The following is a 15,039-nucleotide window of genomic DNA, read 5'->3' as shown; positions in this document are numbered from 1 at the left end:
AAAATGAAAAGTCTGGCAATCCTTCTAACATTTCTTTGTCTCTCTACGGCTTGCTCACCCTCAAGTGAACAACTGGTCGAAGGACAAGATAATGACAGACCACAAAGGATTGTCAGCCTTGATTATTGTGCGGATCAATATGTCCTTAAGTTTGTTGATCCGCATCGTATACTTGCAGTGTCTCCAGATGCAAAAAAGAGCTTCTCTTACATGCGCAACGAGGCTGAAGATATTCCAAGTATTCGACCTTGGGCAGAAGATGTCATTCTTCAAAAACCCGATCTCATTGTTCGTTCTTACGGCGGCGGCCCCAATGCAGCCCATTTTTTTGAACAAGCTGGAATTCCCGTCTTAAATATTGGTTGGGCAAGTAATCTTGATGACATTGAACGTGTCATACAACAAATGGCTGATGGATTGGGCGAAAGTGAAAAAGGCGTTGCTTTGGTTCGGGAAATGCAAAAGAGGTTAGCCTCTATTCCCATTTCTTCGTCTACAGAAACCGCATTGTATATGACTTCTTCAGGTGTCACGACCGGCCCGGGGTCTCTTGTTCATCAAATGCTTCTCGCGGGTAACTATGAAAATTTTCAAACTCAACCCGGCTGGCAATCGCTTCCGTTGGAACGGTTAGCTTATGAACAACCTGATGCTGTTGCGGTTGCCATTTTCGAAGGTAGTTCAGCTAGGCTCGGAGCGTGGAGCGCTATGCGTCATCCTATTGCCAAAAAACAAATCGAAGACCTTCCAACAACCATGCTGGAAGGTGCCTGGACCACTTGTGGAAGTTGGTTTCTAGTAGACGCTATTGAAGCCCTTTCACTAACAAAGGCAGAATCTGATGACTAAAGACAATCTGCTAACCCCCATTCTTGTTTTTGCGATTTTCCTGACTTTGTTTTGCGGGTGCATGCTCGGATCTACCCCCATGGGCGTTGATCGAATAATTGGAGGTCTCACGGGCAATGGCAGTATTGGCGACCAGATAGTCATTTGGCAAATACGACTTCCCCGAACCCTATGCGCTGTCCTTGTAGGTATGGCTTTAGGAGCTAGTGGAGCTGCGCTGCAGGGGCTCTTGCGTAATCCTCTTGCAGAGCCTGGCGTATTGGGCGTCACCACCTGTTCTTCTCTTGCTGCAACTTTCTCAATTTACTACGGGATGACGGCAATATCTCCCATAGCTCTTCCCATATTCTCAATTGTTGGAGCTCTAATTGCGACAAGTATTTTGGCTTTCACGGCCATTCGAACTCAATCGGTCGTTACACTAATTCTAGTCGGAGTTGGTATATCCAGCCTATCCGCTGCCTTCATGAGCCTGTTGATGAATATGGCTCCCAACCCCTTCGCCTTATCCGATATGATCAATTGGATGCTCGGTTCAGTCGCAAATCGCAGTATGGACGACGTACTACTATCAGCTCCATTTATGCTGTTAGGTTTCGCAATTCTTTTTCTCACACGACATGGATTGTCAGCGTTAACTTTGGGGGAAGAAGCCGCAAGTGGATTAGGTCTCAATCTGGCCCGTCAAAGATTATTTGTTGTTGTAGGTGCAGGACTGGCAACCGGTGCATCGGTTTCAATTGCCGGCGCTATTGGGTTTGTTGGTATTGTAGCCCCCCATTTAGTTCGACCCTTCGTACAATATGATCCTGCTAGGTCAATCTTACCCTCAGCACTCTTAGCAGGCGTTTTCTTAGCAGTTGCAGATATATTAATCCGGATCGCACCTACACAAAACGAATTAAAACTTGGCGTTGTCGCAGCCTTGATTGGCGCACCGGCATTCATCTGGATAGCAATACATCGGGGTAGAACCAATGACTAAGCTAGCAGTACAAGACCTGAAAGTTCAGATTGATAACACGCCTTTGCTCAATGACATTTCACTATCAATAGGAACGGGTGAATTGTCCATTTTACTTGGCCCAAATGGTTCAGGAAAAACAACTCTATTAAGAGCAGCATTGGGCTTGATAAAAAAACAATCCGGAACTTCCAAGCTCAATGATGAAGACGTAGCTGCCTTGCCTCCTAGCATACGCGCCAAATCAATCGCTTATCTTCCCCAAATGCAGCAACTCGCTTGGCCTCTATTAGTCAAAGATATAGTCGCCCTGGGTCGCTTTGCTTATGGAAGCAATATCAACAAACTTACGTCAAAAGACAGAGATATTGTATATGAAGCGATTTCATCTTGTGATATCGAACACCTTAGCAACCGAAGAATGAACACACTTTCAGGAGGTGAGAAAGCTCGAGTGCATTGTGCGCGAACTTTTGCCTCTCGAGCACCACTTATTATTGCGGATGAACCAGTTGCGGCACTTGACCCCCGCCACCAATACAAAGTGCTCGATTTGTTCAAAAGCTATGTGGCCCAAGGGAATGGAGCATTGATCGTGCTTCACGATCTATCACTAGCGGCAAAGTATGCTGACCGTCTTATTTGGTTAAAGGATGGACAGATAGTTGCCGATGGAAGCCCCACGGAAACGCTTACTCCTCAACGTCTGGCAGATGTTTATCAAATAGACGCTGAAGTCGTTGGAAGCGGTATAACAATTAAAGGTGCAGTTTGACCGCCAAAGCTCTCATGCTGCAGGGCACTGGCTCGGATGTTGGAAAATCAGTTATTGTGGCAGGCCTTTGCAGAATAGCTACACGCCAAGGCCTTTCAGTTGCCCCATTCAAACCACAGAATATGTCGAACAATGCAGCCGCCTGCCCTGATGGGGGTGAAATAGGTCGCGCGCAGGCCCTTCAAGCAAAAGCGGCGGGAATAGAATTAGAAACTGACTTCAATCCGGTTTTGATAAAACCACAATCTGATACCAGCGCTCAAATCTTAGTACACGGTCACCCGATAGGAACGAGGGAAGCGTCTCAATACATGGATGAACGCAATACTCTTCTTCCAGCGGTATTGGAAAGTTTCAATAGATTGTCTCAAAAACACGACTTAATCATCATTGAAGGTGCCGGCAGTCCAGCGGAGAATAATCTACGGGAACGTGACATCGCAAACATGGGGTTCGCCACCGCTGCCGACGTTCCCGTTTGCTTGATCGGAGATATAGATAAAGGAGGCGTAATTGCCAGTTTAGTGGGAACTAAAAATGTGCTCTCCTCGACAGATTCAGCAATGATAAAAGGCTTCCTCGTCAATAAATTCAGAGGTGATCCAGCACTATTTAACGATGGTGTTTCCGCCATAGAAAAAATGACTAATTGGCCGTCTTTAGGTGTGATACCATGGATAAAAGCGCTGTCTTACCTTCCAGCAGAAGATGCCGTTTCAATAGTTACAGACCGTTCAAACAAAGATTCCATTCGCATTTGTGCGCCAATGCTATCTCGCATGGCAAATTTTGATGATGCTGATCCTTTAAGGCTTGATCCCAATGTAGACTTTCAATGGATTCCTCCCGGGCAATGCATTCCTCGAGATGCAGATTGTATTATTGTGTTTGGAACCAAGTCCACAATCGGCGATTTGGAATTCATTAGAAAGCAAGGCTGGGATCACGATATCATCGCGCACGCCCGTAATGGAGGCCATGTTCTTGGTATTTGCGGTGGATATCAAATTCTAGGCAATACAGTGTCTGATGATCGCGGTTCTGATGGTATCTCCGGCTCTGCATCAGGATTGGGTCTATTATCTGTTACAACAAACATGAAATCGACAAAAACCGTTCTACAGGTATCAGGTGAGCATTCCGCTTCGAACATGCCAATTACAGGATACGAAATCCACACAGGCGAAACAAATGGAAAAGATTGCCAACGCCCATTCTCAGTCGTCAATAATCATAAAGATGGAGCTATAAACCCACAAGGAAATGTGGAAGGAACATATATTCATGGGCTGTTTTCAAGCGATGCATTCCGTGAAGCCTGGTTATCTCAGCTGGGTACATCGAATACAGCTAGCTTTAATTACAATGCATCGACTGAAATGGCATTGGACAAATTAGCAGATGAATTGGAACAGGCTATCGATATCGACGCACTATTCAATATTGCGAGTTAGGATCAATTTGAGACTTCCGCGAGAGGCTTGGAAACTACTTTTTCTGTCTTTTTATAGTCTGCGCGCATAAACTCAGGTTTATGCTCAACAAGCTCCCAACGACCATCAAAGTGTTCAACTAATGCTGTACAGCTTTCCACCCAATCCCCATCATTCATGTAGGTAATGCCGTTGATCTCTCGCATTTCAGCTACATGTATGTGACCGCAAATAGCTCCATCATAGCCTTTACGACGACAATAATCAGCAACATGTTCTTCGAAACTATGAATGAAATTGAGTGCTTTCTTGGTTCTCTTCTTTAGTTCATTAGATAACGACCAATAGGGTAAACCTAATTTTCTGCGCACTTGATTGAGCTTAGTGTTCACCATCAGCATGAAGTTATATGCGTTGTCTCCAAGATACATGATCCACTTACGATCAGTTCTCATCATTCCATCAAACATATCGCCGTGGACAACCAAATAGCGTTTTCCATCAATGCCTTCATGCGTAATCCGGTTTTTCACATCAATATGACCGAAACTCATTCCAAAACCGAGAAACGCACGAAGAAATTCATCATGGTTTCCGACTATGTACGTGACGTCAGTATCACGTTTTGCGGCAGTCAATATTCGACGAATTACATTCGTATGAGCTTGCGGCCAAAACCACTTTTTCCGAAGCCGCCAACCATCAATAATGTCACCGACAAGATACAGCTTTTCACATGTATTGGATTTCAAAAACTCACACAAAGCATCTGCTTGGCATCCTTCCGAGCCAAGGTGAACATCTGAAATGAAAATACTCTTATATGTGGGTTTTCCTGTTGTCATAAAACGCAGGCATACAATGCTTCTGTATAAGTTTTATGACGTCTTTAATCCACTTAATGCAGCTCAATGCTTTGAACTAATGAGCACTTTCTTTATCAATTGCAGCTTTTAGAGCATTGTAAAACTCAGTACGCAGTTTTTGCCCTTGATCTTCGCCATTTCCCTGGGTCGTCTTCCAACTACTATTTGTTGCAATGACCAAATTTCTGGTAGGATCTATGTGCATTCCTTGACCATAAAGACCACCAGCCTGATATGGTCCATCATCAAAAGTCCACCATTGGTATCCATACCCTTCATTGGGTGTACCTGTATCAGCTTGTTTTGTTGTAGCTTTTTCAATCCACCCTTCCGGCACAATGGACTCCCCACCAACAGCTGCGCCTTCCAGCATAAATTGTCCAATTCGAGCAAAGTCACGGGTTGCAGCCTGAACACAACATCCCGCTAACTCAATTCCATCACTTCCAATTAGCCAAGTTGCTTTTTGCTGCATGCCAAACGGTTTCCAGATTTTCTCTGATGCATATTCAGCAAGCGATTTTCCTGTGGACTTGCTGATCAAAACTCCAATGAGATTGGTCTCACCAGTTGAATAGTGCCATTTCTCCCCAGCGGGATGCGCACGCGGGAGCTTTTTCATGTAACTTGTGACATTGGATAGGCCATCATCAGCTTCATAATCAAAGAACAGCGCAACATCAGCTTTTGGGTCTGCGTAATCTTCATTCCATTGCACACCAGATCGCATGGTTAGAAGCTGCTCGATAGTGACATCGTCATAGGACGACCCTTTTAGGCCCTCAATGTAATCGGAAACTTTGTCATCTAAGCTCTTGATGTATCCGTCTTTAACCGCCGCACCGACCAGCGTAGACGTGATTGATTTTGCGACTGAAAAACTTGTCCATCGACCATCTTCTTCAAAACCAAGGCCGTAACGCTCTAAACGGATTTCGCCATTATGAATTACGACCAAACCCGCATGATCTTGAGCATCAAAATACGTGTCAAAATCAAAGTCCCAATCAAGTGGTTTTCCTATAGGGAGCTCTCTAACATGATCGCCAACTTCAATAACTCTAGAGTCTGATAAAAGTGGCAATCTATCCAGCATTCTTAGGCCGGCAGTTCTCTGAGAATGAGACCATTCTAAAAGTCGTGCGGAACTTGGCAAATCGGAGAGTAAAGCACGCCAATCTGGCCCTATAGCCCAGCCAGCAACGACAGCACTAACCGCAATGGCACCAATAGATACACCTATTTTTTTCAACACGCCGACATCTCCCAAGAATTTTGATCAACATGTTGCCACTGTATTTAGGATGGTCAACCGTCCCCCTACGGAAAGGCTCAGACTGGACGCCCAACAGTTAAGCCATTCACTTTGTTGATGATTGCTTCCGCATCAATTCCAAAGTGACGATACAGATCTTTAATAGTTCCTGTTTGCCCAAAATGCTCAACTCCCAACGGAATACACTGATGTCCTGCCACAGCACCAATCCATGAGAGTGTTGCGGGATGACCATCAATAACAGTTATGATTTTACAATATGATGGGATCCCATTCATCAATGTTTCAATATGGCTTTCAGCTTTATCGTTTCCACGCGCTCTGGCCCGCTGTGCGGCTGTCCAACCAGAATTAAGCCGATCTGCTGAAGTGACAGCCAACACACCGATATCACGACGCCCTCCACCTATGGCAGCGGCAGCATTGATAGCTTCCTGCGCGACCGCACCTTGGTAAGCGATTACAATTTCACAATTTGGACCTGGTTTACGAAGCCAATACGCACCATCAATTGTGCCCTGCTTAAACTCATTATCAACACGCTTACCAGGTTGTTCAATTGGGTTGGTGGTTAGACGAAGGTAAACAGAGCCACCTGTTTCATCTCGAAGCCATGTTCGCTCATCAGGGTCATTACTTCCATCACGTTGAAGATAATCGAACGCCCACTCCATTACCACGGCCAATTCGTCTACAAATGCAGGCTCAAATGACGCCAAGCCATCTTGGCTCATTCCAATCAATGGAGATCCAACTGATTGGTGCGCCCCACCTTCAGGTGCTAATGTTACTCCCGACGGCGTTCCCACAATCATAAAGCGGGCATCTTGATAACAGGCATAATTCAACGCATCTAAACCACGCGCCACGAAGGGGTCATAAACTGTCCCAATCGGAATAAGTCGTTTTCCGAAGAGCGAGTGAGAGAGCCCGGCTGCCCCTAAGAGCAAGAAAAGGTTCATCTCAGCAATCCCTAACTCGATATGCTGACCTTCCGGCGCGAACTCCCATTTAGCGGTGGATGGAATTTTTTCGTTCTTAAACGTGTCTTCCTGAAATTCTCGAGCAAAAAGCTTGCGGCGGTTCACCCACGGCCCAAGATTGGTTGTCCCCGTTACATCAGGAGATGTGGTAACAATACGCTCTGCAAGCTTTGAGTTACCCTTTGATAATTCATCTAGAATTTTACCAAAGCCCATCTGAGTTGATATTTCGCGATCAGATTGCATTTCGATGGCAGGAGTTTCAATGCGCTTATCTTCATAGCGGCGGAAACCCTTGGAAAAAAATTTCGTATTATCCAGAAACGTTTGAAAAGCACTTACATCCTCCACGTTTGCAAATTTCTCCCATTCCTCTCCTTCAGCTATCCCCATATGGGATTGCCATTCACTCATCTGAGCTTTGCTCATCAAGCCGCCATGATTATCCTTATGGCCAGCTATGGGCGTTCCCCAGCCCTTAACGGTGTATGCAAGAAAACAGACAGGACGATCATGATCGATTTCATCGAAAACACGGGCCATTGTCTCCACACAATTACCGCCCAAATTTTCCATGAGTTCTGCAAGTTGCTCATCTGATCTAGCATCAATAAGCGCTGTCACATCCCCTTGATCACCAAGATCATCAAGCAAACGTTCGCGCCACACTGCGCCACCCATAAAGGTTAGTGCGGAGTATTTTTGGTTAGGACAATTATCAATCCAATCTTTGAGTTTATCGCCGCCCTTTTCTTGGAATGCCGCCTCTTGCAACACACCATATTTCACGCGAACCACATCCCAACCGAAGGCTCCAAAAATTTGTTCAATACGCTGCCACAGCCCTTCGCGCACAACTCCATCTAGGGATTGACGATTATAATCGATAATCCACCAACAATTACGAAGGTCATTCTTCCAACCTTCTTGCAAGGTTTCATAGATGTTACCTTCATCAAGTTCTGCATCACCAACCAGCGCTATCATGCGCCCAATCTGCTGCCCGTTCCCCCAAGGTTTTGCTTCTATGTAATCTTGCACCAATGACGCGAAAGATGTGATCGCAACACCCAACCCAACAGAACCCGTTGAAAAATCCACATCATCAATATCTTTGGTTCGGCTCGGATAAGACTGCACTCCACCAAACCCACGGAAATTCTTCATTTTCTCTAATGTTTGATTTCCCATCAAATATTGCATCGCATGGAATACTGGCGATGCATGTGGTTTCACGGCAACTCGATCTTCAGGCTTAAGCGCTGAATAATAGAGCGCAGTCATTATTGAAACCATCGATGCAGAAGATGCTTGATGCCCCCCAACTTTAATACCCTCCGTTTTTTCACGAAGATGATTGGCATTGTGAACCATCCAATGTGACAGCCATAGTAAGCGCTGTTCGATAGTTTTAAGGTGTTGGTTGGTTTCAGCCGTAATCATTTAATGTCCCTCGGCCCTTTTCGGACCTGTTATTTATTAGCTTTTTAAGGCTTGTTCTAGGTCAGCCCAAATGTCTACTTCATCTTCTAGCCCGACAGAAATACGTATCAAACCATCACTAATGCCGTGCGCCAGACGTTCCTCAGGTGAATAGGTTGAATGCGTCATGCTAGCTGGATGCTGAATGAGTGTTTCCGCATCGCCCAGTGAAACGGCACGTTGAATCATTTTCAACTTGTTCATTGCTGTGCGGCCAGCTTCAATTCCACCACTAAGCTCAAAAGCGATCATTCCCCCGAAATTGCTCATTTGACGTTTTGCAAGCTCATGTTGCTGAAAGCTTTTCAAACCTGGATAGCTAACATTCACGACAGCAGAATGTGATTCAAGTTTTTCAGCTATCTTCATCGCACTTGAACAGTGACGATCCATTCGCAAAGAAAGAGTTTTCAAGCCCCGCAATACAAGCATCGCGTTAAATGGCGACATGACACCACCTGTCATATCCTTCATGCCAAATAGTCGTACTTCTTGAATTAACTCTGCTGAACCCACTGCAAGACCAGCCACAACATCTCCATGTCCGCCTAAATATTTTGTGGCTGAGTGAACAACTACATCTGCACCCAATTCAATTGGCCGTGAGAGATAAGGGGTCGAATAAGTATTATCTACAACAACCTTGATATCTCTCTGATGGGCAATCTCAACACATGTCGCGATGTCGACAATTCGCATATTTGGATTTGCCGGAGTTTCAAAATAGACGACTTTTGTTTTGTCATTTATCGCGGCTTCCAAATTATTTGGATTAGTCAGATCAACATGAGTAATTTTGATCCCAAATTTAGCCAATCCATGCTGCATGAAGGAAAAGGTGCATCCATAAAGCGTCTTATCTACAATCAGTTCATCACCAGGAGACAACAACGTCCACAATACCGATGTAATGGCGCTCATTCCAGAGGCTGTTGCCAATCCTGCTTCCGCGCCTTCTAAAACCGCTATCCGTTGTTCCAATAGGTCTAGCGTTGGGTTGGAAATGCGCGAATAAAAATGCCCAGAACGCTCACCAGCAAATAATTCTGATCCAGCTTCAGCAGTTTCAAACGAGAAAGTTGAAGTTAAATGCAAAGGTGGAGTCAAAGCCCCTTCATGATCTTGTGGTTCATAAGCGTGATGTATAGCGCGCGTGTTAAATCCAAAGGCTTTATCAGTCATTTTTCCATCCCTACATGAAGATAAAGCATATTACACTAAAAACTAACGCATTAGATTGCGTTTTATGCTATGATAATGAATATTATTGGCATTATATATCAATTTTGGATCGATTATGGACAGTATTGACCGGAAAATAATAAGAGAACTTCAAAAAAATGGCCGTATTACCAATCAAGAATTGGCAACTAAGGTCAATCTCTCTCCATCACCCTGCCTCAGACGACTAAAGGCTTTGGAAGAACGCGGTATTATAAAAGGATATAGTGCCGTCATTGATGCCAAATCCTATGGATTACCACTTACAGCTCTTATCCGAATAAAGCTCGATCGACATTCTGAGGACGCGGTAAGACAATTTGAAGATCGCGTTAGGCGACTAGATGAAGTCATAGAATGCCATGTTTTAACTGGTGCTACAGACTACTTCATGAAAGTATTGGTGGCAGGACTCGAAGAATATGAAGAGTTTGTTCGCAAACAAATTCACCCAATCGGTGACATTAACTCAATCGATTCAAGCTTTGTATACGGAACAGTGAAAACGACAAATGTCTTTCCAGACATCTAGAAAGCAACACACTTTTCCCTGTCACCGCGAATCTCATTAAGATAATTGTTCGATCAATAGATGAGCAGTACCTGAAATGGCGGGAAATTCGAATTTAAAGCGGTTTGCGCATGAATTAGAGCAATCTGGAGACTACAGAGTTCTCAAGCGCTTAGTTCCACCCTTGCCTATGAATTTTATAGGCGCCCCATTCAAAAGAGGGCTAATGATCGATACTGAAACAACTGGTCTGGATTTCAACGAAGCAGAACTGATTGAAATCGCGCTAGTGCCTTTTGAATATTCGACAGAGGGCAAACTCGTGACCTTTGGAAAGGCACTTGATCAGTTTCAAGAACCTTCCAAACCCATCACCGAAGAAATCACTAAGTTAACAGGCATAACCAATGAAATGGTTTCAGGCCAGTCGATCAATATAGCAGAAGTCGATAAATTGATCGAAGAATCTGACCTCATCATAGCACACAATGCTTCTTTTGATCGTCCATTTGCAGAACGACTAACACCCGCTTTTAAAAACAAACCTTGGGCATGCTCACTCAAAGATATTGATTGGAAAGAGGAAGGCTACGAGTCTCCAAAGCTCTCTTTCTTGGCCATGGAACATGGGTTTTATTACAAAGCACACCGTGCGGATATCGATTGTTGGGCAACAATCAAAATTCTCGCACAACGCTTAAAAGCGTCCGGCGACCGCGCCATGACGAAATTGCTAGAAAGTGCAAGACAGGAACGATGGCGCATTTGGGCGACTAATACTGATTTTGCAAAAAAAGACCTGCTCAAGGACCGAGGATATCGTTGGGAAAGTGGACAAAATGGCAAACCAAAATCCTGGTATGTCGATATTCCTGCGGACGACAAAGAATCTGAATTAGAATATCTCAAAAACGAAATTTACAATGGCTGTCTTCCTGACCTGCCAATGGTACACATCACCGCTTTGAACCGCTTCTCAGAGGAAATTGGCTAAACACTTTTTGGTCGTTTTACCGATACCTTCACTGACTTAAAAGCCGGCGTTTTGCTGCGTGGGTCAACTTCCAACCCAGTCAGAACATTCGCTTCGGGATAGTACGTCATCAGATTGCCAGCTGGTAGATCAAACTCAACAATCTCAACATCGGGCATTTCACCGTTTTCACTTTGCAATGTAATCCGATCGCCCGCTCGACATCCCAGATTTTGAATATCGTCTTTATTCATCAAAACAGTCCAGCGGTGGGATGTATTGCGATAGCTATCTTTTTCTTCGTAAATAATAGAATTGAATTGCCCTTCACTTCTAATCGTCGACATCATAAATTCATCGGTATTGGCTGCGCTGATTTGAATTGAAGTCTCTCGAAAACTTGCCCTACCATTTGCAGTGTTGAAATTAGGTTTGTGCAACAATCTGTTTTCTATGTGAAATTCCCGTTTCGCGACATCAATATCTTTCAGCAAAGACAATCCAGGCACTATAGATGCAATCGCATCACGTGTTTTGCTGTGCTGTTTAAATGCACCAAAATCAATAGAGCAATCAGGCAATAGTTTTAGCGCCAAATCAGATAGAATGACACTTTCGGGACGCACATTATCCAAGCGCTCAATTCCCCCATCGCTCAGACGAACATAGTTAAACATTGATTCTTGGGTGGTCGGCTCCCACTCCTCATCACGCGCAGTTACAGGCAGAATTAGCATTTCGCTGTCACTCACACCCATCAAATGGCTCTGATTGAGCGTTGTCGTTAAACAAACCCGAAAACCTATATTGTTTAACGCCTTTTCGGCCCATAATGAATTTGGGTTTGCAGCATACAGATTGCCTCCCATAATCAACGCTGCATCAACTTTGCCTTCATAAGCAGCCTGCATGCAAGCCATCGTATCCATGCCCTTTTCAGTGGGAAGCTGAACTTCATAATACTGTTCTATTTTTTGAATAACATCCTCAGTCAGAACAGGCTTCACGCCGATGGTCCCCACACCCTGTACATTGGAGTGGCCCCTTAAGGGCAGAAGACCTGCACCTTCCCTTCCAATCATCCCCCTCATAAGCGCAAGGTTAGCTATGTATTCCACATTTTCTGAGCCATGCTTATGATGCGTAATGCCCATTCCCCACGAAAACACAGTATTGTCAGATACTGCGTAAATCTCTGCAACTTTTAAAATCTGATCACGCGACAAACCACTTTCTGTCGTGATTTCAGCCCAAGATGTCGATTGAATATTAGCTTCAAAAGCTGCAAAACCATCAGTGTAGGTTTCAATAAAATCTGCATCTAAGCATTCTAGTTCTATTAGCGCTTTCGCTATCCCTTTAAACACCCATAAATCTTGCCCAATATTTGGTTGCAAATATTCTGAAGCAATTTCAGACCCACCCACTAACAGTGATTTCGGGCTTTTAGGCACAGCGAATTTAATGAGTCCGGGTTCCTTAGCTGGATTGATAACAATAACGTTTCCACCGCGCTCCCGACAGGCTTTTAGTTGATGAATATATCGCGGGTGGTTTGAAGCTGGGTTTGCACCGATGACAAAAATTGTGTCTGCCTTTTTGAGGTCTTCAAACTCCACCGTCGCGGTGCCTGTTCCAATTGTAGAACCAAGTCCGACACCCGTGGCCTGATGACAATAATATGAGCAATTATTGACATTGTTTGTTCCATAAACGCGCGCCAACAACTGGAAAACAAAGGCAGCTTCATTTGAAGAACGCCCAGAAGAATAAAAAAATGTTCTGTTCGGATTTGTTTGTTCGAATTTCTGAGCAGCCAATTCAATTGCAGTATCCCAATCAATTACTTCATATTTTTGAGAACTGGCGGATTTATGTATGGGAAAACCAAGGCGACCCAAGCGCTCTATTTCACGAGGTGACAGTTCGCTTAATTCGGATATCGAATGCGCAAATATTTCTTTTGGAATAGAAGGCTGAATATCTGTTGATTGGGCTTGCACACTTTTATTGCAAACGGAAGGAAACTCACCCGCTTCATTAGTCATGCCACCCAACTGCCCCCCCATACCAAAAGCACACGCTTTGCAGGTGTTTTTAGATGTCAGCGCTTTTGTTGCTTTTGCAACGCCAATTTTTCGAACTGTATTTAGCGTATACAGAACCTTTTTTGCGCCACCACCAACAGGTTGAGAATCCATAAGTGCGTTTCCCGTCCATCTTATTGAGATATAATCCTGACGAGAAACGCGGGAGGAATCAATCACCTTCACTAAATGAAAAGATCATTCAGGAAGGCGAGTGATTGAAACTTAGATGTGAAGCGCGTGCCCTAGTGCTCCAAGTGCTGCCTCTTGCAATGCTTCTCCGCGTGTTGGGTGAGCTTGAATAGTCAACGCAAGGTCCTCAAGGGTTGATGCCATTTCAATAGCCAGCGAGAAAGACGCTGACATCTCCGAAATTTCCGCACCAACGCCATGAATCCCGAGCACTTCATGATTGTCCTTACGCGCAATCACCTGCACAAAACCATCTTCACGCTCAGTGGACATCGCGCGGCCTGAAGCTACAAATGGGAATTTCCCTTTGATCACCTCAATTCCCGCTGCTTTTGCATCAGCGACGCTTAAGCCAACAGAAACAACTTCAGGATCAGTGAAACACACAGCGGGAATACAACGTTTATCCCAAACGCGCTTATTGCCCGCAACTAGTTCAGCTACCATCTCACCTTGTGCCATGGCACGATGTGCAAGCATTGGTTCACCTGTCACGTCACCAATGGCATATACGTCTCGCATTGAGGTTTGGCACTTTTCATCAATCGATAGGAATGGGCCGGACATTTTCATTGAAAGGTCTTCTAAGCCAAAACCGGATAAATTAGGTCGACGACCTACGGTCACAAGTACTTTGTCCGCCGCGATTTTGATTTCTTTTCCATCAGCTTCCACCAAAAGAGATTTTCCATCTTTGGACATTCCCTTGGCTTTAGTGGATGTGTGTAGAGTAACGCCAAGCTCTTTCAAACGCTTTTCCACTGGCTTGCTTAACTCTTTGTCGTATTGAGATAGAATATGGCTTTCTGCTTCTACGACAGTAACTTTTGCACCTAGTTTGGCATACGCCATCCCCAACTCAAGCCCGATATATCCACCACCAACAACGGCAAGCTTTTTGGGTATTTTTTGAAGCTCCAAAGCTTCAGTGGAGCTAATGATTTTTCCACCAAATGGTAAGAATGGAAGCTCAACTGCTTGCGACCCAGTCGCGATAACAACATTCTCCGCATAAATGCGTTGCACACCATTGGATGTTGTTACCTCAATAGCCTTGCCATCCACAAAGTTTGCACGGCCCCGAATATGCTCAACACCCGCTTTTTTTAGTAATCCCGAAACACCGCCTGTTAAACGTTTTACAATTCCGTCTTTCCAATCAATCGTCTTGGAAAAATCGATACTCGGTGCCTCTGCTCTTATTCCCAAAGCATTGTCGGTTGTGTTGTGTACTGCTTTCTCGAATTCGTTTGCAGCGTGGATAACCGCCTTAGAAGGGATACACCCAACATTCAGGCAGGTTCCACCTGGTTCTTTTTCTTCAACTACAATTGTTTCAATACCGAGTTGGCCCGCGCGTATCGCACACACATAGCCACCCGGCCCTGCACCAATGACGAGCAATTTACATTTCTTGTCTGACATAT

Annotated in this window: 12 protein-coding genes; 6 read left to right on the top strand and 6 right to left on the bottom strand. The window is 44.6% G+C overall.

All coding sequences use genetic code 11. The features are described 5' to 3' along the window. The first annotated feature begins 3 nt into the window (after nucleotides 1–3). Genes F551_RS0105175 through F551_RS0105160 form a run of 4 tightly spaced genes read left to right on the top strand, consistent with a single transcriptional unit; the run spans nucleotide 4 to nucleotide 4,042 of the window. Nucleotides 4–849 (top strand): ABC transporter substrate-binding protein, encoded by an 846-nt coding sequence (locus tag F551_RS0105175; protein ID WP_018996430.1) that lies wholly within the window; start codon nucleotides 4–6, stop codon nucleotides 847–849. Beyond that, complete coding sequence (locus tag F551_RS0105170) at nucleotides 842–1,834, top strand: FecCD family ABC transporter permease (protein ID WP_018996429.1); 993 nt, start codon at nucleotides 842–844, stop codon at nucleotides 1,832–1,834. The genes F551_RS0105175 and F551_RS0105170 overlap by 8 nt, the downstream gene beginning before the upstream one ends. Then, nucleotides 1,827–2,588, top strand: a complete 762-nt coding sequence (locus F551_RS0105165) for an ABC transporter ATP-binding protein (RefSeq protein WP_018996428.1) — start codon at nucleotides 1,827–1,829, stop codon at nucleotides 2,586–2,588. The genes F551_RS0105170 and F551_RS0105165 overlap by 8 nt, the downstream gene beginning before the upstream one ends. Next, nucleotides 2,585–4,042: a cobyric acid synthase gene (locus tag F551_RS0105160; protein ID WP_018996427.1), complete on the top strand. Its 1,458-nt coding sequence runs from the start codon at nucleotides 2,585–2,587 to the stop codon at nucleotides 4,040–4,042. Before F551_RS0105165 ends, F551_RS0105160 begins: the two co-directional genes overlap by 4 nt. Before the next feature lie 2 nt (nucleotides 4,043–4,044). On the opposite strand, the gene F551_RS0105155 is transcribed toward F551_RS0105160, so the two are convergent. From F551_RS0105155 to F551_RS0105140, 4 genes are all read right to left on the bottom strand, one after another. Next, on the bottom strand, nucleotides 4,045–4,866 hold the full coding sequence (locus F551_RS0105155; protein WP_018996426.1) for a UDP-2,3-diacylglucosamine diphosphatase: 822 nt from the start codon (nucleotides 4,864–4,866) through the stop codon (nucleotides 4,045–4,047). A gap of 76 nt (nucleotides 4,867–4,942) precedes the next feature. Further along, on the bottom strand, nucleotides 4,943–6,142 hold the full coding sequence (locus F551_RS0105150; RefSeq protein WP_018996425.1) for a serine hydrolase domain-containing protein: 1,200 nt from the start codon (nucleotides 6,140–6,142) through the stop codon (nucleotides 4,943–4,945). 77 nt (nucleotides 6,143–6,219) lie between these two features. Beyond that, the gene (locus tag F551_RS0105145; protein WP_018996424.1) at nucleotides 6,220–8,589 is read right to left on the bottom strand and encodes a 1-deoxy-D-xylulose-5-phosphate synthase N-terminal domain-containing protein; all 2,370 of its coding nucleotides are present in this window, start codon (nucleotides 8,587–8,589) and stop codon (nucleotides 6,220–6,222) included. A 36-nt stretch (nucleotides 8,590–8,625) separates the two neighbouring features. After that, complete coding sequence (locus tag F551_RS0105140) at nucleotides 8,626–9,810, bottom strand: methionine gamma-lyase (protein WP_018996423.1); 1,185 nt, start codon at nucleotides 9,808–9,810, stop codon at nucleotides 8,626–8,628. A 115-nt stretch (nucleotides 9,811–9,925) separates the two neighbouring features. Between F551_RS0105140 and F551_RS0105135 the strand changes: the two genes are divergently transcribed. Both F551_RS0105135 and F551_RS0105130 read left to right on the top strand, forming a co-directional pair. After that, nucleotides 9,926–10,381: an Lrp/AsnC family transcriptional regulator gene (locus F551_RS0105135; protein ID WP_018996422.1), complete on the top strand. Its 456-nt coding sequence runs from the start codon at nucleotides 9,926–9,928 to the stop codon at nucleotides 10,379–10,381. A 76-nt stretch (nucleotides 10,382–10,457) separates the two neighbouring features. Further along, entirely contained in the window at nucleotides 10,458–11,354 is an 897-nt protein-coding gene (locus tag F551_RS0105130; protein ID WP_018996421.1) for a 3'-5' exonuclease, read from the top strand. Here F551_RS0105130 and F551_RS0105125 read toward each other — a convergent pair. Both F551_RS0105125 and lpdA read right to left on the bottom strand, forming a co-directional pair. Next, nucleotides 11,351–13,534, bottom strand: coding sequence for an FdhF/YdeP family oxidoreductase (locus F551_RS0105125; RefSeq protein ID WP_018996420.1), 2,184 nt, complete (start codon nucleotides 13,532–13,534; stop codon nucleotides 11,351–11,353). The genes F551_RS0105130 and F551_RS0105125 overlap by 4 nt on opposite strands. 111 nt (nucleotides 13,535–13,645) lie before the next feature. Next, complete coding sequence (lpdA, locus tag F551_RS0105120) at nucleotides 13,646–15,037, bottom strand: dihydrolipoyl dehydrogenase (protein ID WP_018996419.1); 1,392 nt, start codon at nucleotides 15,035–15,037, stop codon at nucleotides 13,646–13,648. Between the last annotated feature and the right edge of the window lie 2 nt (nucleotides 15,038–15,039).

It is taken from the genome of Hirschia maritima DSM 19733, from assembly GCF_000378345.1.
Lineage (GTDB): Bacteria > Pseudomonadota > Alphaproteobacteria > Caulobacterales > Hyphomonadaceae > Hirschia > Hirschia maritima.
This window is presented reverse-complemented; position numbering and strand designations above follow the sequence as displayed.